The sequence below is a fragment of the Streptomyces sp. NPDC050658 genome, from assembly GCF_044457025.1.
In the GTDB taxonomy this organism is placed as follows: Bacteria; Actinomycetota; Actinomycetes; order Streptomycetales; family Streptomycetaceae; genus Streptomyces.
This window is the reverse complement of the sequence record NZ_JBITGM010000006.1, coordinates 216,641-240,993: the sequence shown is the minus strand read 5'-3', so window position 1 is coordinate 240,993 and position 24,353 is coordinate 216,641. Positions and strand designations below refer to the sequence as shown.

Annotated in this window: 23 protein-coding genes and 1 tRNA gene; 9 read left to right on the top strand and 15 right to left on the bottom strand. The window is 68.1% G+C overall.

Annotated features, from left to right (window positions below):
• Positions 1-126: 126 nt before the first annotated feature.
• The 11 genes from ACIBKX_RS22370 to dnaA all read right to left on the bottom strand — a co-directional run bounded on the left by ACIBKX_RS22370 (position 127) and on the right by dnaA (position 13,687).
• Complete coding sequence (locus tag ACIBKX_RS22370) at positions 127-492, bottom strand: cupin domain-containing protein (protein WP_363270303.1); 366 nt, start codon at positions 490-492, stop codon at positions 127-129.
• 113 nt (positions 493-605) lie between these two features.
• A complete protein-coding gene (locus tag ACIBKX_RS22365) occupies positions 606-1,073 on the bottom strand; it encodes a hypothetical protein (protein WP_363270305.1) in 468 nt (155 codons plus the stop codon).
• 109 nt (positions 1,074-1,182) lie between these two features.
• Positions 1,183-1,256: transfer RNA gene (locus ACIBKX_RS22360), tRNA-Ile, on the bottom strand.
• Positions 1,257-1,362: 106 nt separating this feature from the next.
• The gene (locus tag ACIBKX_RS22355) at positions 1,363-2,055 is read right to left on the bottom strand and encodes a DUF3566 domain-containing protein (protein WP_363270306.1); all 693 of its coding nucleotides are present in this window, start codon (positions 2,053-2,055) and stop codon (positions 1,363-1,365) included.
• A gap of 18 nt (positions 2,056-2,073) precedes the next feature.
• On the bottom strand, positions 2,074-4,674 hold the full coding sequence (gene gyrA / locus ACIBKX_RS22350) for a DNA gyrase subunit A (protein ID WP_363270308.1): 2,601 nt from the start codon (positions 4,672-4,674) through the stop codon (positions 2,074-2,076).
• Positions 4,675-4,716: 42 nt separating this feature from the next.
• Positions 4,717-6,786 carry a DNA topoisomerase (ATP-hydrolyzing) subunit B gene (gene gyrB, locus ACIBKX_RS22345; protein WP_363270310.1) on the bottom strand — a complete coding sequence of 690 codons (2,070 nt, stop codon included), beginning with the start codon at positions 6,784-6,786 and terminating at the stop codon, positions 4,717-4,719.
• 265 nt (positions 6,787-7,051) lie between these two features.
• On the bottom strand, positions 7,052-7,624 hold the full coding sequence (locus ACIBKX_RS22340) for a DciA family protein (protein WP_363270311.1): 573 nt from the start codon (positions 7,622-7,624) through the stop codon (positions 7,052-7,054).
• Positions 7,625-7,649: 25 nt separating this feature from the next.
• A complete protein-coding gene (gene recF / locus ACIBKX_RS22335; protein WP_363270312.1) occupies positions 7,650-8,771 on the bottom strand; it encodes a DNA replication/repair protein RecF in 1,122 nt (373 codons plus the stop codon).
• A gap of 52 nt (positions 8,772-8,823) precedes the next feature.
• Positions 8,824-9,699, bottom strand: a complete 876-nt coding sequence (gene gnd, locus ACIBKX_RS22330; protein ID WP_363270313.1) for a phosphogluconate dehydrogenase (NAD(+)-dependent, decarboxylating) — start codon at positions 9,697-9,699, stop codon at positions 8,824-8,826.
• 89 nt (positions 9,700-9,788) lie between these two features.
• Positions 9,789-10,919: a DNA polymerase III subunit beta gene (dnaN, locus tag ACIBKX_RS22325; protein ID WP_363270314.1), complete on the bottom strand. Its 1,131-nt coding sequence runs from the start codon at positions 10,917-10,919 to the stop codon at positions 9,789-9,791.
• 884 nt (positions 10,920-11,803) lie between these two features.
• Positions 11,804-13,687, bottom strand: coding sequence for a chromosomal replication initiator protein DnaA (gene dnaA / locus ACIBKX_RS22320; RefSeq protein WP_363270315.1), 1,884 nt, complete (start codon positions 13,685-13,687; stop codon positions 11,804-11,806).
• A gap of 367 nt (positions 13,688-14,054) precedes the next feature.
• Here dnaA and rpmH point away from each other — a divergent pair, with 367 nt between their 5' ends.
• The 9 genes from rpmH to ACIBKX_RS22275 all read left to right on the top strand — a co-directional run bounded on the left by rpmH (position 14,055) and on the right by ACIBKX_RS22275 (position 21,003).
• Entirely contained in the window at positions 14,055-14,192 is a 138-nt protein-coding gene (rpmH, locus tag ACIBKX_RS22315; RefSeq protein ID WP_003949374.1) for a 50S ribosomal protein L34, read from the top strand.
• 21 nt (positions 14,193-14,213) lie between these two features.
• Positions 14,214-14,585 (top strand): ribonuclease P protein component, encoded by a 372-nt coding sequence (gene rnpA / locus ACIBKX_RS22310; RefSeq protein WP_363270316.1) that lies wholly within the window; start codon positions 14,214-14,216, stop codon positions 14,583-14,585.
• Positions 14,582-14,941 (top strand): membrane protein insertion efficiency factor YidD, encoded by a 360-nt coding sequence (gene yidD, locus ACIBKX_RS22305; RefSeq protein WP_363270317.1) that lies wholly within the window; start codon positions 14,582-14,584, stop codon positions 14,939-14,941. Before rnpA ends, yidD begins: the two co-directional genes overlap by 4 nt.
• Before the next feature lie 3 nt (positions 14,942-14,944).
• Positions 14,945-16,246: a membrane protein insertase YidC gene (yidC, locus tag ACIBKX_RS22300; RefSeq protein WP_363270318.1), complete on the top strand. Its 1,302-nt coding sequence runs from the start codon at positions 14,945-14,947 to the stop codon at positions 16,244-16,246.
• A 14-nt stretch (positions 16,247-16,260) separates the two neighbouring features.
• On the top strand, positions 16,261-16,776 hold the full coding sequence (locus tag ACIBKX_RS22295) for a R3H domain-containing nucleic acid-binding protein (RefSeq protein ID WP_363270319.1): 516 nt from the start codon (positions 16,261-16,263) through the stop codon (positions 16,774-16,776).
• Positions 16,777-16,875: 99 nt separating this feature from the next.
• The gene (gene rsmG, locus ACIBKX_RS22290; RefSeq protein WP_363270320.1) at positions 16,876-17,592 is read left to right on the top strand and encodes a 16S rRNA (guanine(527)-N(7))-methyltransferase RsmG; all 717 of its coding nucleotides are present in this window, start codon (positions 16,876-16,878) and stop codon (positions 17,590-17,592) included.
• 297 nt (positions 17,593-17,889) lie between these two features.
• Positions 17,890-18,966: a ParA family protein gene (locus ACIBKX_RS22285; protein ID WP_363270510.1), complete on the top strand. Its 1,077-nt coding sequence runs from the start codon at positions 17,890-17,892 to the stop codon at positions 18,964-18,966.
• Positions 18,963-20,078: a ParB/RepB/Spo0J family partition protein gene (locus ACIBKX_RS22280; RefSeq protein WP_363270322.1), complete on the top strand. Its 1,116-nt coding sequence runs from the start codon at positions 18,963-18,965 to the stop codon at positions 20,076-20,078. Before ACIBKX_RS22285 ends, ACIBKX_RS22280 begins: the two co-directional genes overlap by 4 nt.
• Positions 20,079-20,385: 307 nt before the next feature.
• Positions 20,386-21,003, top strand: a complete 618-nt coding sequence (locus ACIBKX_RS22275) for a GNAT family N-acetyltransferase (protein WP_266864471.1) — start codon at positions 20,386-20,388, stop codon at positions 21,001-21,003.
• A gap of 118 nt (positions 21,004-21,121) precedes the next feature.
• Here the strand turns inward: ACIBKX_RS22275 and trxA are convergent, their stop codons facing one another.
• The 4 genes from trxA to sigM form a co-directional block, all read right to left on the bottom strand.
• Positions 21,122-21,454 (bottom strand): thioredoxin, encoded by a 333-nt coding sequence (gene trxA / locus ACIBKX_RS22270; RefSeq protein ID WP_135332065.1) that lies wholly within the window; start codon positions 21,452-21,454, stop codon positions 21,122-21,124.
• 43 nt (positions 21,455-21,497) lie between these two features.
• On the bottom strand, positions 21,498-22,457 hold the full coding sequence (gene trxB, locus ACIBKX_RS22265) for a thioredoxin-disulfide reductase (protein WP_363270324.1): 960 nt from the start codon (positions 22,455-22,457) through the stop codon (positions 21,498-21,500).
• Positions 22,458-22,621: 164 nt separating this feature from the next.
• On the bottom strand, positions 22,622-23,611 hold the full coding sequence (locus ACIBKX_RS22260; RefSeq protein WP_363270325.1) for a hypothetical protein: 990 nt from the start codon (positions 23,609-23,611) through the stop codon (positions 22,622-22,624).
• Complete coding sequence (sigM, locus tag ACIBKX_RS22255; protein WP_399376002.1) at positions 23,608-24,318, bottom strand: RNA polymerase sigma factor SigM; 711 nt, start codon at positions 24,316-24,318, stop codon at positions 23,608-23,610. Before sigM ends, ACIBKX_RS22260 begins: the two co-directional genes overlap by 4 nt.
• Positions 24,319-24,353 lie beyond the last annotated feature (35 nt).

Sequence of the window (24,353 nt, the reverse complement as noted above, 5' to 3'; positions counted from 1 at the left end):
CACCACCGAAGGCCCCCACCCCGTACCGGCTGGGGGCCTTCGACGCTCCTCAAGATCTCCAGAACTTCAGATCTCCAGAAACTTCAGAACTTCAGAACTCCGGGCGGACCTCCAGGCCCCCTCCGGCTATCCCTCCGCAGCCTTCGCATACTCCTGGGCCATGCCACCGGCGAAGTCGTACACGACGACCTGCTCCTCGCCCACGACCCAGGCGTCATGCCCGGCCGGACACACGAAGACATCGCCGGGCCCGACCTCCGACTCGCCCCCGTCGTCCATGCGGATGTGCATCCGCCCCTGGACCACATATCCGTTGTGGTGGATCTGGCAGCTCTCGGTGCCCACGATCGGAGCCACGGAGTCGGACCAGCGCCAGCCGGGCTCAAAAGTGCCCACAGCGAAATCAAGCCCAGTGAGGTGGACGGCTTCGAGGTGCCCGCGGGGAAAATCACGCCGCTCATCCGGCTTCTCGACGGCCTTGACCTCGATCATGACGGCCTCCGTTCTGACCAGCCCCTCCACTCCATGGTCTGCCTGTCCACCTGGGGACGCCATCTGGGGGACGGAACGGAGGAGCGGCAGACAACGTCAGCGACCTTCCACCCTCAGATCGCGTACTTCCCGTCGACGATGGCCAGCGTCCAGCGGGCGCCGTCGTCGGCCTTGATCGCCAGCTTCTGCCTGCCCGGATCGGCGTAGATCCGGCCGACGGTCACCGGTGAGTCGCACTGAACGGTGGTCGGATCGAGCTTCGGGTCGTCCCTGACGACGATCCTCAGGCTCTTGGCTCCCGAGCACTTGAGGTGCACCGTGTACACATCCCCGCTCGGCCTGAAGTCCGGCAAGGACTCGGCTCCGGCCCCGGCACGCACCCTGACCAGGAAGTCGGGATGGTCGGGCAGTCGCAGCGCATTGGACTCATCGGCCTTCTCGCTCTGCTCCGCCGACGCGGTGTCCGAGGGCTGGTCCTGCTTCGACGCCGTGTCCGCGCGGGAACGGCTCTCCCCTGCTGAACACCCCGCAGCGAGCAGCGCCATGAGTACGGCAGCCGAAGCGGAAGTACGGCGGCTCATGACGTCCTCCTGAACGCAGTGGCGCCCACCCGGCGCCAGCACGAATGCGAAAAACGAAGAGAGGGCGTCTCCCTTAGGGGAAACGCCCTCTCTCCACGTACTGCATCTGTGGGGCTAACAGGATTTGAACCTGTGGCCTCATCCTTATCAGGGATGCGCTCTAACCAACTGAGCTATAGCCCCGCCGCGCTTCGGTGTGTCCCGCGCGCTGACCTCTGAAGATTAGCGCACGTCCGGGCCAGTCCCAAAATCGATACCCCTGGGGGCCCGGCAAGGCCGTGCCGCAGGGCTACTCGTCCTCGGCGAGGGTCAGCTCGACGCCGCCCACGAAGCCCGCGGAGAGGTTGTAGATGAACGCGCCGAGCGTCGCCAGGGCCGTGGCCAGGACGACGTCGATGACCGCGATGATCGAGGTGAACATCAGGACCCGCGGCAGCGAGAGGAACGACTGCAGGTCGAAACCGTTGGACTCGTTCGAGCCCGTCGCCTCGGAGATCGTGCCGCCCACCGTCGAGAAGACGCCCATCGCGTCCATGACCATCCACAGGACGGCCGCCGCGACGATCGTGCAGATGCCGAGCGCGATGGAGAGCAGGAAGCTGACCTTCATCACCGACCACGGGTCGGCCTTGGCCACCCGCAGCCGCGCCTTGCGCGTACGAGGCGTCGTACGCGCCCCCGTGCGGGGCCGGCGCACCGTACCCGTCTGGGAGCCCTGCTGGTACGCCTGCGGCGGGTGATAGGGCCCGGAAGGCTGCTGCTGGGGCTGACGCTCCCCGGGCAGCGCACCCGCCGCTCCCTGCGCACCGGCCGGGTAAGAACCGTCGTACTGAGCAGGCTTCGGCCCTCGGGTGTCCGTCACCGTTCCCCCCTGGGATCCATGGGACTCGTCTGAGTCGTGAGAATCAGTGGCGGAGCCACGGACACCGTCTGTACCGGCCGAGCCGGTTCCACTCGCTCCGGCGCCCGTGGCTCCACTCACGATGACTCTCTCCTCGCGCTACTCGGCCGCGGACTCCGTGCCCTCGTCCGTACCGACGGCCTGCTCGCCCTCGGCCGATTCGTCGACGGCTTCACCGTCGACCTCCTCCGCCTCGCGCCCGGCCTCGGCGTTACGAGCGATACCGACCACGGCATCGCGCTTGCCCAGGTTGATCAGTTGGACGCCCATGGTGTCACGGCCCGTCTCCCTGACCTCGTTGACTCGCGTACGAATCACACCGCCGGACAGCGTGATGGCGAGGATCTCGTCGGTCTCCTCCACCACCAGGGCGCCCACGAGTTCGCCGCGGTCCTCCACGATCTTGGCGGCCTTGATGCCGAGGCCGCCGCGGCCCTGGACGCGGTACTCGTCGACGTTGGTGCGCTTCGCGTACCCGCCGTCGGTTGCGGTGAACACGAACGTACCGGGCCTGACGACATTCATCGAGAGGAGCTGGTCGCCGTCACGGAAACTCATTCCCTTGACGCCCGAGGTCGCGCGGCCCATGGGACGCAGCGCATCGTCCGTTGCGGTGAACCTGATCGACTGGGCCTTCTTGCTGATCAGCAGCAGATCGTCCTCGGCCGAAACGAGCTCGGCTCCGATCAGTTCGTCGTCCGAACCATCGTCCGTCTCGCGGAGGTTGATGGCGATGACACCACCGGAGCGAGGCGAGTCGTAGTCCTTGAGCGACGTCTTCTTTACGAGGCCGCCCTTTGTGGCGAGCACCAGATAAGGCGCCGCTTCGTAGTCACGGATCGCGAGGATCTCGGCGATCTGCTCGTCCGGCTGGAAGGCCAGCAGGTTCGCGACGTGCTGGCCGCGGGCGTCCCGGCCGGCGTCCGGCAGTTCGTACGCCTTCGCCCGGTAGACGCGGCCCTTGTTCGTGAAGAACAGCAGCCAGTGGTGGGTCGTCGACACGAAGAAGTGGTCGACGATGTCGTCTTCCTTGAGCTTCGTGCCGCGCACGCCCTTGCCGCCGCGCTTCTGCGAGCGGTAGTCGTCCGTCTTGGTCCGCTTGACGTAACCGCCGCGCGTGATCGTGACGACGATGTCCTCCTCGGCGATCAGGTCCTCGATGGACATGTCGCCGTCGAAGGGCACCAGCGCCGAGCGCCGGTCCTCGCCGAACTTGTCGACGATCGCCGCGAGCTCCTCGCTGATGATCTGCCGCTGCAGCTGGGGCGAGGCCAGGATCGCGTTGTACTCGTTGATCTTCGCCTGGAGTTCGTCGTGCTCGGCGACGATCTTCTGGCGCTCCAGGGCCGCGAGCCGGCGCAGCTGCATCTCGAGGATCGCGTTGGCCTGGATCTCGTCGATCGACAGGAGGCCCATCAGGCCCTCACGGGCGATGTCGACGGTCTGGCTGCCGCGGATGAGCGCGATGACCTCGTCGATGGCGTCCAGGGCCTTCAGGAGGCCGCGCAGGATGTGCGCCCGCTCCTCGGCCTTGCGAAGACGGAACTTCGTACGCCGGACGATGACCTCGATCTGGTGCGTCACCCAGTGGCGGATGAACGCGTCCAGCGAGAGCGTGCGCGGCACACCGTCGACCAGCGCCAGCATGTTGGCGCTGAAGTTCGACTGCAGGTCGGTGTGCTTGTAGAGGTTGTTCAGCACGACCTTGGCGACCGCGTCCCGCTTCAGGACGATGACCAGGCGGCGACCGGTGCGCGACGACGACTCGTCGCGGACGTCGGCGATGCCGCCGACCTTGCCGTCCTTGACCAGGTCGGCGATCTTCTGCGCGAGGTTGTCGGGGTTGGTCTGGTAGGGCAGCTCCGTGACCACCAGGCACTGGCGGTTCTGGATCTCCTCGACCGCGACGACCGCACGCATCGTGATGGAGCCGCGGCCCGTGCGGTAGGCCTCCTCGATGCCCTTGCGGCCCACCACGAGGGCACCGGTCGGGAAGTCGGGGCCCTTGATGCGCTCGACGAGCGCGTCGAGCAGCTCCTCGTGCGAGGCCTCGGGGTGCTCGAGCGCCCACTGCGCGCCCGCCGCGACCTCGCGGAGGTTGTGCGGCGGGATGTTGGTGGCCATGCCGACCGCGATGCCCGCCGAGCCGTTGATCAGCAGGTTCGGGAAGCGCGCCGGCAGGACCGTCGGCTCCTGGTTGCGGCCGTCGTAGTTGTCCGTGAAGTCGACGGTCTCCTCGTCGATGTCACGGACCATCTCCATGGCCAGCGGCGCCATCTTGCACTCGGTGTAGCGCATGGCGGCCGCCGGGTCATTGCCCGGAGAGCCGAAGTTGCCGTTGGAGTCCACCAGCGGCATCCGCATCGACCACGGCTGGGCGAGGCGCACCAGGGCGTCGTAGATGGAGGAGTCGCCGTGCGGGTGGTACGTACCCATGACGTCGCCGACGACGCGGGCGCACTTGTAGAAGCCCTTCTCGGGGCGGTAGCCGCCGTCGTACATCGCGTACAGGACGCGGCGGTGGACGGGCTTCAGACCGTCGCGTACGTCGGGCAGCGCGCGGGACACGATGACGGACATCGCGTAGTCGAGGTAGGAGCGCTGCATCTCCGTCTCGAGCCCGACGGGCTCGACACGCATGCCCACGCCAGGAACGGCGGGTTCCTCTTCGGGCGTCACAGGGGTGTTCTCGTCGGCCATTGCTGGTCAAAGTCCTTTCGAGGTGCGGCTTGTACGGCCGACTCAGATGTCGAGGAAGCGAACGTCCTTGGCATTGCGCTGGATGAACGAGCGCCGCGCCTCGACGTCCTCGCCCATCAGCACCGAGAACAGGTCGTCGGCCTGCGCCGCGTCGTCCAGGGTGACCTGGCCGAGCACGCGGTGTTCCTGGTCCATCGTCGTGACGCGCAGCTCCTCGGCGTTCATCTCGCCGAGGCCCTTGAAGCGCTGGACCGAGTCGTCCCTGACGCGCTTGCCGGCCTGCCGGCCGATCTCGATCAGAGCGTCGCGCTCGCGGTCCGAGTACGCGTACTCGAAGTCGTCACGGGACCACTTGATCTTGAACAGCGGGGGACGGGACAGGTAGACGTGCCCGGCCTCGACCAGCGGCCGCATGAAGCGGAACAGGAAGGTCAGGAGCAGCGTGTTGATGTGCTGGCCGTCGACGTCGGCGTCCGCCATCAAGATGATCTTGTGGTAGCGAAGCTTCTCGATGTCGAAGTCCTCGTGCACACCGGTGCCGAACGCCGAGATCAGCGCCTGGACCTCCTGGTTGTGCAGGATCTTGTCGATGCGCGCCTTCTCGACGTTCAGGATCTTGCCTCGGATCGGCAGGATCGCCTGGTACATCGGGTCACGCCCTGACTTCGCCGAACCACCGGCGGAGTCACCCTCGACGATGAAGATCTCGCACTTCGTCGGGTCGTTCGACTGGCAGTCGGAGAGCTTGCCCGGCAGGGACGCCGTCTCCAGGAGGCCCTTGCGGCGGGTGAGGTCACGCGCCTTGCGGGCGGCCACGCGCGCGGTGGCGGCCTGGATGCCCTTGCGGATGATGTCCGCGGCCTCGTTGGGGTTCCGGTCGAACCAGTCCGTGAGGTGCTCGTGCACGACCTTCTGTACGAAGGTCTTCGCCTCGGTGTTGCCCAGCTTGGTCTTGGTCTGGCCCTCGAACTGCGGCTCGCCCAGCTTCACCGAGATGATCGCGGTCAGACCCTCGCGGATGTCCTCACCCGTGAGGTTGTCGTCCTTCTCGCGGAGCAGCTTCTTGTCGCGCGCGTAGCGGTTGACCAGGCCCGTCAGCGCGGCCCTGAAGCCCTCTTCGTGCGTACCGCCCTCGTGCGTGTGGATCGTGTTCGCGAAGGAGTACACGCCCTCCGTGTACTGCGAGTTCCACTGCATCGCGATCTCGGCCGAGAGCAGGCGCTCCTTGTCCTCGGCCTCGACGTCGATGACGGTCGGGTGAATGACCTCGCCCTTGCGGGAGTTGAGGTACTTCACGAAGTCGACGATGCCGCCTTCGTAGTGGTACGTCACCGTGCGCGCCGCGGGGGCCGCGTCGTCGCTCGCCTCGGCCGAGTCCGCACCCGCGGTCGCCTTCGCCGACTCGCGCTCATCAGTGAGTTTGATAGTCAAACCCTTGTTGAGGAACGCCATCTCCTGGAAGCGCCGCGAGAGCGTCTCGAAGGAGTACTCGGTCGTCTCGAAGATGTCCGGGTCGGCCCAGAAGGTGACCGTCGTGCCGGTCTCGTCGGTGGCTTCGTGCCGCTCCAGGGGCGCGGTCGGGGCACCGCCCTTGTAGTCCTGCGTCCAGCGGTAGCCGTCCGTCTTGATCTCTACGGAGAGCTTCGTGGAGAGCGCGTTCACCACGGAGACACCGACGCCGTGCAGACCACCGGAGACGGCGTAGCCGCCGCCGCCGAACTTGCCGCCCGCGTGCAGCACGGTGAGCACGACCTCGACGGCCGGCTTCTTCTCGACGGGGTGGATGCCCACCGGGATGCCACGGCCGTTGTCGATGACGCGCACGCCGCCGTCGGGGAGGATCGTGACGTCGATGGTGTCCGCGTGGCCGGCCAGTGCCTCGTCGACAGAGTTGTCCACGACCTCCTGCACCATGTGGTGCAGGCCTCGCTCACCGGTCGAGCCGATGTACATGCCGGGTCGCTTGCGGACCGCGTCCAGACCCTCGAGGACGGTGATGGCGCTGGCGTCGTACGAGGCGGTGACCTCGCCGTTCTCGCCGGCGGCGGTGGACGGGATGTTCTCGTTGGGGTTGCCGGAATCGGCCACGAAGCGCCCTTTCTGGCACAGCACAAGCCAAGCACCCGGCAGTGGCCGGAGCGGCTGCGTCGTTCAGCGATAGTCAGCGTTGCTCGGTGCGTCCCACAAGTGGGGCGGGATTAGCTTCCAGTCTACCGGTAGCGCCGACAGTGATGGGGGTTTGCCGGTACCTGAGTCCGCATGTGCCGTCCTGAACCGGCCTCGGCCGACTCCCCATATGCGGAACGGGGCTCTAAGAGGCTCACAGCGGCACTCAGCGCTTCGAGGTGTCAACCTTGAGCTACCGCCGCGGGCGGCCTCAGCCGTAGGTGTCGCCGGGGCCCGTGCTGCCCGGTGCGCGCAGGGGTCCGAAGCGGTGCGCGGGGCCCGTGGGACCGAGGACTTTGATGAGGCGTACGGTGCCGTGGCCCAGGTCCTCGTTGAGGCGCGCGACCAGCTGCGGCGCGAGGAGCCGCAGGTTCGTCGCCCAGGCCGTGGAGTCGCACTGGACGGTCAGGACCCGCTCGCCCTCGTCGTACCGCTGCGGGACGCAGTGCTTGGCCAGGTCGTCGCCGACGATCTGCGGCCAGCGGCCCATCACACCGCCCACCGCGGCCGGCGTCTCCCAGCCGCGCTCGGTGATCAGCCGGTTGATCGCGGAGCCCAGGGGCAGCGGGTCGCGTCCGTCGGCGCGCGCGCCGGAGCGCAGTCCGCCGCGCCGGGCCTGCTTCTTCTGCTGCGCGGCGTCGCCACGCGCGCGTGCCTGTTCCTTGGCGGCGCGCAGGGCGACCCGCGCGAGGTCGACGCCGGACGGCTCGGGCGTCTTCGGAGTGTCCTTCGAGGTGTTGCCGGGGCTGTCGGGGGTGCCCTTGGCGGGCTCTTCGGTGCTCATGCCCGCTCCACTGCTTCCTGGGCGCTCATGCCCGCTCCACCGTGCCGTCCGACACCGTGTACCGCGTGCCGACGAGCACATCCGGTACGTCGTCGTCCACGGCGGCGGTGACCAGGACCTGCTCGCCGGGGGCCACCAGCTCGGCGAGGCGCTCCCTGCGCCGCGCGTCCAGCTCGGCGAACACGTCGTCCAGGACGAGCACCGGTTCGTTGCCCTCGGCGCGCAGCAGGTCGTACGAGGCGAGCCGCAGCGCCAGGGCGTACGACCAGGACTCGCCGTGGCTCGCGTACCCCTTCGCGGGGAGCTGGCCCAGCTTCAGGAGCAGGTCGTCGCGGTGCGGGCCGACCAGCGTCACGCCCCGCTCGATCTCCTGCTTGCGCACGTCTTCGAGGGCGGCGATCAGCTGCTCGTACAGGGCCTCGCGGGTGTGCCCTTCGCCCGGCGCCGACGGCTTGTACTCCAGCGTGACCGGGCCGCCTCCGGGTGCCAGCTGCTCGTACGCCTTGTCGGCCAGCGGCTGCAGCGTGGCGATCAGGTCGAGCCGCTGCGCGAGCAGTTCCGCGCCCGCGCGCGCGAGGTGCTGGTCCCAGACGTCGAGCGTCGACAGGTCCATGGAACGGCCGCCGTGCCGCCGTGCGAGGGCCGCCGACTTCAGGAGGGTGTTGCGCTGCTTCAGTACGCGGTCGTAGTCGGAGCGCACGCCCGCCATGCGCGGGGAGCGGGCCGTGATCAGCTCGTCGAGGAAGCGGCGGCGCTCTCCGGGGTCGCCCTTGATCAGCGCCAGGTCCTCGGGCGCGAACAGCACCGTACGGACGATTCCGAGTACGTCACGCGGTCTGACCTGCGAGGACCTGTTGATACGGGCGCGGTTCGACTTCCCCGGGTTGAGTTCGAGCTCGACGAGCTGCTGTCGCTCGCCCTGCCGGACCGCGGCCCTGATGACGGCACGCTCGGCGCCCATCCGCACCAGCGGGGCGTCCGACGAGACCCGGTGGCTGCCGAGGGTGGCGAGATAGCCGACCGCCTCGACGAGGTTCGTCTTGCCCTGGCCGTTGGGCCCCACGAACGCGGTGACGCCCGGATCGAGAGGGACCTCGACCCGGGCGTACGAGCGGAAGTCGGCCAGCGACAGATGCGTGACGTGCATGGTTGGCGCCGACCTCCCCCGGCAAGCCCGTGCTCAACGCACAGGCTGTGGATTACTTCTTCTCCACGGCGTGACCGCCGAACTGGTTGCGCAGCGCCGCGATCATCTTCATCTGCGGCGAGTCGTCCTGCCGCGAGGCGAAGCGCGCGAAGAGCGACGCGGTGATCGCGGGCAGCGGCACGGCGTTGTCGATGGCGGCCTCCACGGTCCACCGGCCCTCGCCGGAGTCCTGTGCGTAGCCGCGCAGCTTGTCCAGGTGCTCGTCCTCGTCGAGGGCGTTGACCGCGAGGTCGAGCAGCCAGGAGCGGATGACCGTGCCCTCCTGCCAGGAGCGGAAGACCTCGCGGACGTCGGTGACCGAGTCCACCGCCTCCAGGAGCTCCCAGCCCTCGGCGTAGGCCTGCATCATCGCGTACTCGATGCCGTTGTGGACCATCTTGGAGAAGTGGCCCGCGCCGACCTTGCCCGCGTGGACCGAGCCGAACTCGCCCTCGGGCTTGAGGGCGTCGAAGACCGGCTGGACCTTCGCGATGTTCTCGGTGTCGCCGCCGTACATCAGCGCGTAGCCGTTCTCCAGGCCCCAGACGCCACCGGAGACACCGCAGTCCACGAAGCCGATGCCCTTGGCCGCGAGCTCCTCGGCGTGCTTCTCGTCGTCCGTCCAGCGGGAGTTTCCGCCGTCCACGACGACATCGCCCGGCTGCAGCAGCTCGGCCAGCTCGTCGACGGTCGACTGGGTCGCGGCCCCGGCCGGGACCATCACCCATACGACGCGCGGGCCCTTGAGCTTGCCCACAAGCTCTTCGAGGCTGTGGACATCCGCGATGTCCGGGTTGCGGTCGTATCCGATGACGGTGTGGCCTGCGCGGCGGATGCGCTCGCGCATGTTGCCGCCCATCTTGCCGAGGCCGACGAGACCGAGCTCCATCAGTGGTTCCTTAAGTAGCGATGTGGCGTGGAGGCACCTTCGTACCCGCGTCCGAGCCTACGCCCGGACCCTCGCACACACCTGTGGGCTCAGCCGCTCAGACGTACGGGCATGATCAGGTACTTGTACGCCTCGTCCGCCTCGGCATCCAGGGCGGGCTTGCCGCTCAGGAGCGCGGGCTTCGTCGACGTCGTGAACGACAGCTGGGCGACCGGGGAGTCGATCGCGCTCAGGCCGTCGAGCAGGAACGTCGGGTTGAAGGCGATCGAGATGTCGTCCCCGTCGAGCTGGGCGTCGACCCTCTCCACAGCCTGTGCGTCGTCGCTGGAACCGGCTTCGAGAATGAGCACGCCCTGCTCGAAGCTGAGCCGCACCGGGGTGTTCCGCTCGGCCACGAGCGCGACGCGCTTGACGGCCTCCACGAAGGGGGCGGTCTCGATGACGGCGATGGAGTTGAACTCCGTCGGGAACAGCGTGCGGTACTTCGGCAGGTCGCCCTCGAGCAGTCGCGTCGTCGTACGACGTCCCGCGCCCTCGAAGCCGATCAGGCCCTCACCGGCACCGGAGCCCGAGAGCGCGATCGTCACCGTGTCGCCGCTCGTGAGCGCCTTGGCGGTGTCCTGGAGCGTCTTGGCGGGCACCAGGGCGACCGCGGACGCCTCGGGGTCCTCCGGCTTCCACAGGAACTCACGGACCGCGAAGCGGTAGCGGTCGGTCGAGGCCAGGGTGACCGTGTCGCCCTCGATCTCGATGCGTACGCCGGTCAGCACGGGCAGCGTGTCGTCGCGGCCGGCCGCGATGGCCACCTGGTTGGCGGCGGCGGCGAAGACCTCACCGGGGACGGTGCCCGTGGCGGTGGGCATCTGCGGCAGCGCGGGGTACTCCTCCACAGGCAGTGTGTGGAGTGTGAATCGTGAGGAGCCGCAGACCACTGTGGCGCGCACACCGTCTGTGGAGATCTCCACCGGACGGTTCGGCAGGGCGCGGCAGATGTCGGCGAGCAGGCGGCCGGAGACGAGCACCGTGCCCTCCTCGTCGACCTCCGCGTCGACGGAGACCCGCGCCGAGACCTCGTAGTCGAAGCTGGACAGGCTCAGTGCGCCTTCCTCGGCCTTCAGCAGCAGGCCCGCGAGGACAGGAGCCGGCGGCCGGGCCGGGAGGCTGCGTGCCGCCCACGCCACTGCCTCCGCGAGTACGTCGCGTTCCACCCGGATCTTCACTTAGCCGCCCTCCTGCTGTTGCTGGCACTGGGGACCAGTCTGACGCACCGCACTGACAGTGGGTGCCTCTCGGGGTCAAGTCGTGACGAGCGGCGGTCGGCGACCGGAGAGCGAGTTGTGCACAGGCCCCCCTTCCAAGCGAATTCCCCGGTGACTCTAAGTGGGAGTAGTAGTAGGGCCTGTGGATACCGTGGATAACCGCGAATGCGCAGGTCAGGCCCGGTTTTTTATCCACTGCGCCTGTGGGCGGGACCGGTGGACAACCGGGGGTTTCTGTGGACGGGCGGAAGTTACACACACCCGATGCACAGGAGAGGGGTACTTCTCCCCAGCCCTGTCCCCAGCTTTACCCACCTTCCCCACAGGCCAACCGACCCCCTTGGTGTGACGGCTTTCACTCGACCCGGTGAGAGGGCGCGTTGCGTTGCCGAACAGTGGACAGCGGTGTGGAGAAGCTGGGGAAAGCTGGGGACAACCGGCCTGAGTCTGTGGGTTGCCGGTGGACAACGTCATGCACACCCTGTGGACGAGATTTTCATCCACAGGGTGTGGAGATCGTTCATCCACGAATCCACAACCACCTGACCTGGCTTGATGATCCCTCAGCAGGTTCCCCTGTGGACAGCGTCTGGACAACTTCCCGGTCCCCAGGGTGTGGAAGGGGAAAAGTCCGCAGATCTGTGGAGAACAGGCCGCTCAGCTGCGGAAATCGAACAGCGGGCACTGCTCACGCGCGCGTGGAGAGGCTTCCGGAACGGCGAAGGGCGCCCCGGAAGTCGTTCCGGGGCGCCCTTAGGAGGCATGCCTCAGTGGCGCTGAGCGCGTCTGAGGGAACTGGGAGAGCTGGGAGAGCTGAAGGGGACCGGGAGAGTTGGGAGAAGTCCTCAGCCGTTCTTGATGCGGTTGGTCAGCTCGGTGACCTGGTTGTAGATGGAGCGGCGCTCCGCCATCAGCGCGCGGATCTTGCGGTCGGCGTGCATCACCGTCGTATGGTCGCGGCCGCCGAACTGCGCACCGATCTTGGGCAGCGAGAGGTCCGTCAGCTCACGGCAGAGGTACATCGCGATCTGCCGGGCCGTCACCAGGACGCGGCTGCGCGACGATCCGCACAGGTCGTCCACCGTCAGACCGAAGTAGTCCGCCGTCGCCGCCATGATGGCCGTCGCCGTGATCTCCGGAGCCGCGTCCTCGCCGCCCGGGATCAGGTCCTTGAGGACGATCTCCGTCAGACCGAGGTCCACAGGCTGTCGATTGAGCGAGGCGAAGGCCGTGACCCGGATCAGCGCGCCCTCGAGCTCGCGGATGTTGCGCGAGATGCGGGACGCGATGAACTCCAGGACCTCCGGAGGAGCGTTCAGCTGCTCCTGCACCGCCTTCTTACGAAGGATGGCGATACGCGTCTCCAGCTCTGGCGGCTGGACGTCGGTGATCAGTCCCCACTCGAAGCGGTTGCGCAGCCGGTCCTCCAGGGTCACCAGCTGCTTGGGCGGCCGGTCGCTGGAGAGCACGATCTGCTTGTTCGCGTTGTGGAGTGTATTGAAGGTGTGGAAGAACTCCTCCTGCGTCGACTCCTTGCTCGCGAGGAACTGGATGTCGTCGACAAGGAGGATGTCCATCTCGCGGTAGCGCTTGCGGAAGGTGTCGCCCTTGCCGTCGCGGATGGAGTTGATGAACTCGTTGGTGAACTCCTCGGAGCTCACGTACCGCACGCGCGTACCGGGGTAGAGGCTGCGGGCGTAGTGCCCGATCGCGTGCAGCAGATGCGTTTTGCCAAGCCCCGACTCCCCATAGATGAAGAGGGGGTTGTACGCCTTGGCCGGTGCCTCGGCGACGGCGACCGCGGCCGCGTGCGCGAAGCGGTTCGAGGCGCCGATGACGAACGTGTCGAAGAGGTACTTGGGGTTGAGGCGCGCGGTGGGCTCGCCGGGCGCCGACGCGGGCGCCGGCTGCGCGGCCAGCGGGCCGGGGGCGCCGCCATGCACGCCGTGGCCGTTGCTGTGGCCGCCGCCTCGGGGGCCGGAGTGGCCGCCGGAGCCGGGGGCGGACGGCTCGGGAAGCTCGTGCCGCTCACGCCGGTCGTGGCGCTCCTGCTGGTCCTGGTGGTCGGAGCGGTGCTGCTCGTACGGGGAGTGGCTCTGCGGCGGCTGCGTCCGGTAGTCGTGCTGGGGCTGCTGCACGGGCGTCGCGTACGGGTCGCGCTCGGGGAAGCCGAGGCGGGGCTGCTGCCAGCCGTAGTCGTCCTGCTGGGGCGGCTGCGGCCAGGCGCCCGGTGCGGGGCGCTGGTACTCCGGGTACGCGGGACGGGCGGTCGGCAGCTGGTCGGGCCGGGAGCCCTGGGAGTGGTCCTCCGGGCCACGGCGGCCGTAGCCGTCGTACGACTCATGTCCCTGACCGGAGCCGGGGTGCGGCTCGTCCTCGTAGCGCTGCTGCTGGGGCTGCTGCTGTCCGGGCTGCTGCTGGACCGGCGGTGCCGGCGGGCCCACGGGCTCGCCCACGGAGTCGTCGACCGTGATGGCGATGCGGATCGGGCGGCCGCACTCGCGGCTCAGCGACTCGCTGACGATGGGGGCGAGTCGCCCCTCGAGCACACCCTTGGCAAACTCGTTCGGCACGGCGAGCAGTGCGGTGTCGGCGACCAGCGCCAGCGGCTGGCAGCGCTTGATCCAGCGCTCGTCCTTCGCCTCCACACCGTTCCCACGCCCCTCACCCAGCAGCTGTTCCAGCACTCGTGGCCACACTGCGGCAAGATCGGCAGGTACGTCAGCCACAGGGCACGCTCTCTCACGGGGTCCCACGAAGGTGTGGTTCTGGGGACCGAAATCGGGATCGGCAGGGAGAAGGGAATGAATCGGAGTTCAGCCACGGTAGTCAGGGCAACGGCTGCGGTTCAAGTTGTTGTCCACAGGCTGTGCACAGTGTCTCTCCCTGACGGCCGGTTTGACCGGATGGCGTAGCCCCGCGTACCGTGACCAGGTCGAGTTGTCGATGGCTGCTGCCGCCTGCCTCCGATGGGCAAAGATCACGATCAGTGATTGTGAAGCGGTGCACTCGGTGCGTATTCGCGAGCTTCTCGTGGGCGCACGGTGACAGCCAGGCGATGTCCCGCCACTACACGATCATTTCTGGAGCCCCCGAGTGAGCAAGCGCACCTTCCAGCCGAACAACCGTCGTCGCGCCAAGACCCACGGCTTCCGGCTGCGCATGCGCACCCGTGCCGGCCGCGCGATTCTCGCGTCCCGCCGTGGCAAGGGTCGCGCCCGCCTGTCCGCCTGATCGCAGTCAGGTCATGACGTCGTGCTGCCTACCGAGCATCGGCTGAGGCGGCGCGAAGACTTCGCGACCGCGGTACGCCGAGGACGCCGGGCCGGACGCCCGCTTCTCGTCGTCCATCTACGTAGCGGTGCAACGGACCCGCACGCGCCTGGGGAGAGCGTTTCCCCGACGCGTGCGGGTTTCGTCGTGAGCAAGGCCGTGGGCGGAGCGGTCGTACGCAACGCGGTGAAGCGCAGGCTGCGTCATTTGATGCGTGACCGGGTGGCTCAGCTGCCCCCCGGTAGCCTGGTAGTCGTACGAGCGTTGCCCGGTGCGGGCGACGCCGACCATGCACAGCTGGCCCGAGACCTGGATGCCGCTCTTCAGCGGCTGCTGGGAGGGGGCGCTCGATGAAGTACCCACTGCTGGCTCTGATCAAGCTGTATCAGTGGACGATCAGTCCGCTGCTCGGTCCGGTGTGCAAGTACTACCCGTCGTGCTCCCGTTACGGCTACCTCGCCATCGACCGGCACGGTGCGCTCAAGGGAACGGTGCTCACCGCCTGGCGCATCCTGCGGTGCAATCCGTGGTCGCTCGGTGGCGTCGACCATGTCCCCCCGCGCAAGCGTCCGCGGTGGCACGAGATGCTGCGCGCCAAGTGGCGCGACCGCAAGGGCGGGCCCTCCGCCGATGGTGTGCCGTCAGGGGAGATCTCCCCTCAGCCCCCGAGCCCGGCCGCCGAGACCCCGTCCCATGCTCAAGGAGCCTGATTAGTGGACACGATTGCCAGTCTGTTCAGCTTCATCACGACACCCGTTTCTTGGGTCATCGTCCAGTTCCACTCGGTGTACGGGAAGATCTTCGGTCCCGACACGGGCTGGGCCTGGGGCCTGGCCATCGTGTCCCTGGTGATCCTGATCCGCATCTGCCTGATCCCGCTCTTCGTGAAGCAGATCAAGGCGACCCGGGCCATGCAGACGCTGCAGCCCGAGATGAAGAAGATCCAGGAGCGCTACAAGAGCGACAAGCAGCGCCAGTCCGAAGAGATGATGAAGCTGTACAAGGAGTCGGGTACCAACCCGCTCTCCTCGTGCCTTCCCATCCTGGCGCAGTCGCCGTTCTTCTTTGCCCTGTACCACGTGCTCAATGGCATCGCGACCGGCAAGACGATCGGTGTCATCGACGAGGGACTCCTCGAGAGCGCGCGTAAGGCGCACATCTTCGGTGCCCCGCTGGCTGCTAAGTTCACGGACAGCGCCGACAAGGTCGCCTCGCTCAACGCCTCGCTGACGGACGTCCGCGTCGTCACCGCGATCATGATCATCCTGATGTCGGCGTCGCAGTTCTTCACCCAGCGCCAGCTGATGACGAAGAACGTGGACACGACGGTCAAGACGCCGTTCATGCAGCAGCAGAAGATGCTGATGTACGTCTTCCCGATCATGTTCGCCGTGTTCGGCATCAACTTCCCCGTCGGTGTTCTCGTCTACTGGCTGACCACCAACGTGTGGACCATGGGCCAGCAGATGTTCGTGATCCGCCGGAACCCCACTCCGGGCTCCAAGGCCCAGGCTGCCTTCCTGGAGCGTCTGCAGAAGCAGGTCACGCACCACAAGAAGGTGCGGGGACGCGGCAACACGAACGTGATCAAGGCGATCGTCGCCAAGGGCCGGGACCGCAACGAGTTCGAGCGCAAGTTCATCAACGGTCTGACCAAGGCGGGCCTCGCGGCCCAGACCGACGGCACGGTGCTGGTGAGCGAGTCCGCGGTGGACACGGAGGCCGAGGACGGCACTCCGGCCGGTGGCGCCGCTCCCAAGCGGCAGCAGCCCAAGCGCCAGAGCAAGTCGCAGCGCCAGTCCGCCGCCGCCCACAGCAGGGCGGACAGCAGCGGCACGGGCGAGGCTGAGGCTTCGGAGGGCAAGACGTCGCTGGAGAAGACCCAGGACGAGCCCGAGGACGCCAAGCCCAAGGCAAAGCCCGCGGGCGGCAAGTCCGGGTCAGGTAACGCACGCCAAGCCAAGTCGGGGCAGCGCAAGGGCCAGCAGCGGCCCAAGCACCCGTCCAAGAAGTAGAAGGAGTCCATCCCGTGACGGAAGGCACCACCGCCCCCGCCGAAGCCGAGGCCGGCGACACTCTCACCCGCCTTGAGCAGGAGGGCGAGATCGCGGCGGACTACCTTGAGGGTCTGCTGGACATCGCCGATCTCGACGGCGACATCGACATGGACGTCGAGGCCGACCGCGCCGCTGTCTCGATCATCAGTGACTCGAACAGCCGCGATCTGCAGAAGCTGGTCGGCCGTGACGGTGAGGTCCTGGAGGCGCTCCAGGAGCTGACCCGTCTCGCGGTGCACCGTGAGACCGGCGACCGCAGCCGCCTGATGCTGGACATCGCGGGCTACCGCGCCAAGAAGCGCGAGGAGCTCTCCGAGCTGGGCGCCAAGGCGGCGGCCGAGGTGAAGAGCTCCGGCGAGCCGGTGAACCTCAAGCCGATGACGCCGTTCGAGCGCAAGGTCGTGCATGATGCGGTCAAGGCCGCCGGTCTGCGCAGTGAGTCCGAGGGCGAGGAGCCGCAGCGCTTCGTCGTCGTGCTTCCCGCCTGATCGCACGTTGTTTTCCCGGCCCCGTCTGTTCGCAGGCGGGGCCGGTCTTTGTCAGCCTGATAGTCAGCCACCCCAGTGCGGTACGGAAGGACGGTCCCCGTGACGGAGGCAGCGGAGCTCCCGCCGGCGCCTGAGCAGGCCCGGGCGGTATTCGGTGAGCGCTTCTCGGACGCGGTCCGGTACGCGGAGTTGCTGGCCGACGCGGGAGTGCAGCGCGGTCTGATCGGCCCTCGCGAAGTGCCCCGGCTGTGGGAGCGGCACCTGCTGAACTGCGCGGTGCTCTCCGAGGTCGTGCCCGAGAACGTGACGGTGTGCGATGTCGGCTCGGGCGCCGGTCTGCCCGGAATCCCGCTGGCCCTCGTCCGGCCGGACCTGAAGATCACGCTCCTTGAGCCACTGCTGCGGCGCACGAACTTCCTCACCGAAGTCGTGGAGCTGCTCGGCCTCGACCATGTGACCGTCGTGCGTGGCCGTGCCGAGGAAGTACTCGGCAAGCTGCCGCCCGTCCATGTGGTGACCGCACGGGCCGTGGCCCCGCTGGACCGCCTCGCCGGCTGGGGCGTCCCCCTGCTGCGCCCGTACGGCGAGATGCTGCTCCTCAAGGGCGACACGGCCGAGGAAGAGGTCAAGGGCGCGGCCGCCGCCCTGAGCAAGCTCGGCGCGGTGAACACCTCGGTGCTGCATGTCGGTGAGGGCGTGGTGGATCCGCTGTCCACCGTCGTCCGCGTCGAGGTCGGCGAGAGCCCCGGCGGTGTGCGCTTCGCCGCCAAGCGCGCCAAGGCCGCCCGCACGGGACGGGCCCGGCGCCGCCGCTGAGTGTTTCCTTCGCTCTGTGGCTACGTCGCAGTTGATCCGTCCTGACGACGAGCCGTACTCCACAAAACCTGTCAAACGTACGCATACCGGGGTGTCGCAGGCGCGGCACCCCGGCTGCCGTGCATCGTGTTTCACGTGAAACGTCGCTCACTGCTGCATGGCATCATCAGTCGCGGCCGCGCTGCTGAACCTCGCGACCGTCGTCCGCTCGGATCCCTCGATAAGGGCACCGAGTTGTCCACAGAGGTGGATTCGTCCACAGAAGACCGGGCCTCGCTGGTTCACGACCCTCAAAGCATGGGAGGCTCTGTTCATTGCGAGCCTGAAGTCGAGGAGAGTGAATCCTTGCGGTCCGACGCCAACATCGCGGGACCGATGACCGATCCGGTCCCCGGTCCCCGTACCGAGTCGGCGGGGGAGGATGTTTCACGTGAAACACCGACCCCGATGGACGACACCCCCATCGGTCGCGCTGCCCAACTGGCAGTGGAAGCTCTTGGTCGCGCAGGCGAGGGCCTGCCACGACCTGAGCAGACACGAGTCATGGTGGTCGCCAACCAGAAGGGCGGAGTAGGCAAAACGACGACAACCGTCAATCTCGCCGCTTCGCTCGCTCTGCACGGCGCGCGTGTCCTGGTCATCGACCTCGACCCGCAGGGCAATGCCTCCACGGCTCTGGGAATCGACCACCACGCCGAAGTGCCGTCCATCTACGACGTGTTGGTGGAGAGCAAGCCGCTCTCCGAGGTCGTACAGCCGGTACCCGACGTCGAGGGTCTCTTCTGCGCCCCCGCCACGATCGATCTCGCCGGTGCGGAGATCGAGCTGGTGTCTCTGGTGGCGCGGGAGAGCCGGCTGCAGCGGGCGATCCAGGCGTACGAGCAGCCGCTGGACTACATCCTCATCGACTGCCCGCCGTCGCTCGGCCTTCTGACGGTCAACGCCTTGGTGGCCGGCGCGGAGGTGCTGATCCCCATCCAGTGCGAGTACTACGCACTGGAGGGCCTCGGCCAGCTCCTGCGCAACGTCGACCTGGTGCGGGGGCACCTCAACCCCCATCTGCATGTCTCCACGATCCTGCTCACCATGTACGACGGCCGGACCCGGCTCGCCTCACAGGTGGCGGACGAGGTGCGCAACCACTTCGGCGACGAGGTCCTGCGGACGAGCATCCCCCGCTCCGTCCGTATCTCCGAGGCGCCGAGCTACGGGCAGACCGTGCTGACCTACGATCCAGGGTCGAGCGGTGCCCTCTCGTACTTCGAGGCAGCCCGGGAGATCGCACTACGCGGCGTCGGCGTTCGCTACGACGCACAGCACGCCCACATGGGCGCCCAGAATGACCAGCACAGCATGACGGAGGGGATGCAGTGAGCGAGCGACGGAGAGGCCTGGGGCGTGGCCTCGGCGCCTTGATCCCTGCGGCCCCGACGGAGAAGTCGGCCGCCCAGTCCGTGGGTGGAGCCTCGGCCTCCCCCACCGCCGTACCCGTGCTCACGGCCGAGCGGGGGGTGGCGGCCGCGAAGGTGGCGGCGCTCCCGCAGAGCCCCGTTTCACATGAAACGGAGGTGCCGCCGCAGGCACCGGCGGAGGCGACTCCGGAGAGCCCGGTCGGCGCGCACTTCGCCGAGCTTCCCCTCGACTTCATCACGCCCAACCCGAGGCAACCGCGTGAGGTCTTCGACGAGGACGCCCTCGCCGAGCTTGTCACCTCCATCAAGGAGGTCGGGCTTCTCCAGCCGGTCGTCGTACGGCAGGTGGGGAGCTCGCGCTATGAGCTCATCATGGGTGAGCGGCGCTGGCGCGCCTGCCGTGAGGCGGGACTGGAGCGCATCCCCGCGATCGTCCGGGCGACGGACGACGAGAAGCTCCTCCTGGATGCCCTCCTCGAGAACCTTCACCGCGCGCAGCTGAACCCGCTGGAAGAGGCAGCCGCCTACGACCAGCTGCTCAAGGACTTCAACTGCACGCACGACCAGTTGGCGGACCGGATCGGCCGTTCCCGCCCGCAGGTCTCCAACACGCTGCGGCTGCTGAAGCTGTCGCCGGCGGTGCAGCGCAGGGTCGCCGCCGGGGTGCTGTCCGCGGGCCACGCTCGCGCGCTGCTGTCCGTCGAGGACTCGGAGGAGCAGGACCGCCTCGCCCACCGGATCGTCGCCGAGGGCCTTTCGGTGCGGGCCGTCGAAGAGATCGTGACCCTCATGGGCTCGCGGCCGCAGAGCGCCCCGAGGTCCAAGGGCCCGCGTGCGGGTGCCCGGGTCTCGCCGTCGCTGACTAGTCTCGCCACACGCCTCTCGGACCGCTTCGAGACCCGTGTGCGGGTCGACCTCGGTCAGAAGAAGGGCAAGATCGTCGTCGACTTCGCTTCGCTCGAGGACCTGGAGCGCATCCTCGCGACCCTCGCCCCGGGCGAGGGTCCGGTCCTGAAGAACGGACTGGCCGAGGACGCCTCTGAGGGCGACGCCCAGGAGGGCGGAGAGGCCTGAGCCTCGTGGTCCGTGCCTCGAAGAGCGGGCCGTGTCCGGTGTGTACCGGAACACGGCCCGCTCTTTGCTTTCTTACGGTATCGATGCAATCGCATCGTGGATACGATGCGATTGGGTATGGCGCATCCAGCTGACGGCACCTCATTGGGGAGGCGGGGGCCATGCGATCGGTGAGCCGCACCGGACTGATGACCGCGGGCCTTGGGCTAGGTGCGGTCGGCGGATTCGTCGGCAGCCTGCTGAAGGAACGGAGCGCTCTGACCGCTGCCCGCGATGCCGCTGGCGAAGGAAGTGAGGAACCGCCTTCATGGGGCGTCGGCTCGTACCGCTCACGCTGGACAACCTTCCGGACCTTCCCAAGCGTTGCCGGTCGTGTGTCTTCTGGGAGCTGGACCCGGTCAGTGGCCAGGCCGCGGTAAAGGCAGGTACGCCGGAGCTGGAGAAGGAAGCCTGGATCTCCGCCGTCCTGTTGGAGTGGGGATCCTGCGGCCGCGTCGTCTACGTCGACGAGGTGCCGGTGGGCTATGTGCTGTACGCGCCCCCGGCGTATGTGCCGCGATCCACGGCCTTTCCCACGAGCCCCGTCTCGCCGGACGCCGTGCAGCTGATGACCGCTTGGATCATGCCGGACTATCAGGGCCAGGGGCTCGGGCGCGTGATCGTGCAGACGGTCGCCAAGGATCTGCTGCGGCGCGGCTTCAAGGCGATCGAAGCCTTCGGGGACGCCCGATGGGAGAAGCCCGCCTGTGTGCTCCCCGCGGACCATCTGCTGGCGGTGGGCTTCAAGACGGTCCGCCCGCACCCCTCGTACCCGCGGCTGAGGCTGGAGCTGCGTACGACGCTCTCCTGGAAGGAAGACGTGGAGATGGCGCTCGACCGGCTGCTCGGGGCGGTACAGAAGGAGCCCGTGCTCCGGCCGCTCTGAGCCCCCCCCGTCATGCGAATGGGCCAACCCCGGAGGGTTGGCCCATTCGTGTTTCACGTGAAACATCGTCGCGATGGCGGTCGGCGCGTGTTGCTCAGCGCCTGCCGCTCATCGCTGACTACTCGGCGATGAAGTCCGCGAGGTCGCGCTCGAGAGCGGCCTTCGGCTTGGCACCGACGATGGTCTTGGCGACCTCGCCGCCCTGGTACACGTTCAGGGTCGGGATGGACATGACGCCGTACTTGGCGGCGATGCCCGGGTTCTCGTCGATGTTGAGCTTGACGATCTCGATCTTGTCGCCGTGCTCGGCCGCGATCGCCTCAAGCGACGGGGCGATCTGGCGGCACGGACCGCACCAGGCGGCCCAGAAGTCCACCAGGACAGGCTTGTCGTTCTTGAGGACGTCTTCCTCGAAGGAAGCGTCGGTCACGTTCTTCAGGGTGCCGGCCACGGCGGGCTCCTTAACTTGGTGGGGCGGTGGGGAAGATGAGATGTCAGACGGTGACTGCCGCGGTCTCGCTGTCCGTGAGGGCAGCGAGGAAGCGCTCGGCGTCCAGGGCGGCGGAGCAGCCGGTGCCGGCCGCCGTGATCGCCTGGCGGTACGTGTGGTCGACGACGTCACCGGCACCGAAGACACCGGTCAGGTTCGTCCGCGTCGAGGGGGCCTCGACCTTCAGGTAACCCTCGTCGTCCAGCTCGAGCTGGCCCTTGAAGAGCTCCGTACGCGGGTCGTGGCCGATCGCGATGAACAGGCCCGTCACCGGCAGCTCAGAGGTCTCGCCCGTCTTGAGGTTGCGCAGCGTCAGACCGGAGAGCTTCTGCTCGCCCTTGATCTCGGCGACCTCGCTGTCCCAGACGAACTTGATCTTCGGGTCGGCGAACGCGCGGTCCTGCATCGCCTTGGAGGCACGCAGGCTGTCGCGGCGGTGCACGATCGTCACGGACTTGGCGAAGCGCGAGAGGAAGGTCGCCTCCTCCATCGCGGTGTCGCCACCACCGATCACGGCGATGTCCTGGTCCTTGAAGAAGAAGCCGTCGCAGGTCGCGCACCAGGAGACGCCGCGGCCGGAGAGCGCGTCCTCGTTCGGCAGGCCGAGCTTGCGGTGCTGGGAGCCGGTGGTCACGATCACGGACTTCGCGTGGTGCACGGTGCCCGCCGTGTCCGTCACGGTCTTGATCTCGCCGCTCAGGTCGACGGCGATGACGTCGTCCGGCACGAGCTCGGCGCCGAAGCGCTCGGCCTGGGCCCGCATGTTGTCCATGAGCTCGGGGCCCATGACGCCGTCCTGGAAGCCGGGGAAGTTCTCCACCTCGGTGGTGTTCATCAGCGCGCCGCCCGCGGTGACGGCGCCCTCGAACACCAGCGGCTTCAGCGACGCGCGTGCGGTGTAGAGCGCCGCCGTGTAGCCGGCGGGCCCGGAGCCGATGATGATCACGTTACGGACGTCGGTCACGGCTTGATTCCTCGTCTCTGGAGACTGCTGCGTACTGCTGGTGGGTGCCTGTCTCAGGTCTCTCACCCCACCCAACGGATCCTACGGGGCATGCATTCCCGACGTGTCCGAGCGCACGCGTAAGCATGTCAGGGACGACAGAAGCCACCGGCACGCGGAGGGGGTCAGGGCCGCGCGTAGGAGTTGGTCAGCAGGATCTTGCCCGCAGCGGGGGACGACGAGGGCTTGTCGGTGCACGTCGCGTCGACGACGTACGCGGAGACCTTCGTGCTGTCGGACGCGTGAGGCACTACGACGAGGTACGCGTCCTTCCCCTTGTACGTGCCCTCTTCCGCGGCGATCGGCATCTTCTCGCCGAGCCCTCGCTGGACACAGTCCGGCACGGAGACCGTGGCCCCGCGCATCGGCGTGTTCTCCTTCGGGGACTCAGGGCTCGACCGGACGTCGAAGGACGGCTTCTGCCCGCCGGACTCCGACTCCGCAGTCGGGGTGTCGGCGAGGAGGTCGGTCACCTGGCCCTGAAGCTTCTCCTCGGAGAAGGCATGGGCGGACCCGGTGTGGTCCGACGCGTTGCCGGCCGTGCTGCCCGAGCCGCCGCCCAGGTTCTGCATCAGCAAGGAGCCGAGACCGATGGCTGCGGCCGTGACGACGGCACCGAGCACCGCGGTACGCCGACGGCCGCCCCGCAACCGGCTCCGGCGCCCCGGACCCGTTGCCGCACGGGGACGTCCCGCAGGCCGGTCCGATGAGGAACCGGATCCGGAGGTGGATCCCGAAGCGGGCGACGGGTCGGTCGAGGCGGGCGATGTTTCACGTGAAACACGCGCGGCGGGCGCCGTCTCGGGGAGTCCGTCGGGGGTGATGGTGTCGGAGGGCGTGATGGTGTCGGAGGGCGTGATGGTGTCAAGGAGCGCCTCCGCCGCCAGTGCCGCGTCGATGCGTCCGGCGACGTCGGCGGGCATGCGTGGCGGTCCCGGCAGCGTGCCGAGCATGCCGCGGATCTCCTCAAGGGAGGCGTAGACGTCGGCACAGAGCTCGCAGTCGTCCAGGTGTCGCCGCACATCGAGAGTGCGGGAGGGAGTGAGCAGTCCCTCCGTGAGGTCGGAGATCTCAGCGACTTCTGGGTGCCCGGCCGAGTCGGTCGTGGTCGTCACGCTCGCCCACCTCCGCCCTTCACAGCAGCTGAATCGCTTGGTCCCGTATCCCGTGGCCCCGCTGCAGGTGGGACGGATGTCCCCTGCGTCCGGTTCCTTCCGGGGTCCGGCTTCTTGCCGTCCTGATCGTCGCCGCTGTCTCCGCGAGGCGTCCGGGTCTCCGTACGCAGGTGGGTGAGCAGCGGCAGCAGTCTGGCTCTGCCGCGCGCACAGCGGCTCTTCACGGTGCCGGTGGGCACATCGAGGACGCGGGCCGCCTCGGCCACCGGGTAGCCCTGCATGTCCACCAGGACGAGGGCGGCGCGCTGGTCGTGCGGCAGTGTGCCGAGCGCCTCGATGAGCTGACGGTGCAGATCGCCCCGCTCGACGGGAGCCGACGCCGACTCGTGCGGCTCGAGAAGCTGCTCGAGCCGTTCCGTGTCGTCGATGGGGGAGGTCTTCCGGGAGGCCGCCTTGCGGGCCCGGTCGAGACAGGCGTTCACGGTGATTCGGTGCAGCCACGTCGTGACGGCGGACTGACCGCGGAAGGTGTGTGCGGCGCGATAGGCGGAGACCAGCGCGTCCTGGACCGCGTCAGCGGCTTCCTCGCGGTCCCCCAGCGTGCGCAGGGCGACCGCCCACAGACGGTCGCGATGGCGCCGTACGAGCTCACCGAAGGCGTCCTTGTCGCCGGCCACATGGCGGGCCAGGAGGTCCTGGTCGCTCATCTCGCCGTGCGTGGTGTCATCCACCGTCGAACCCC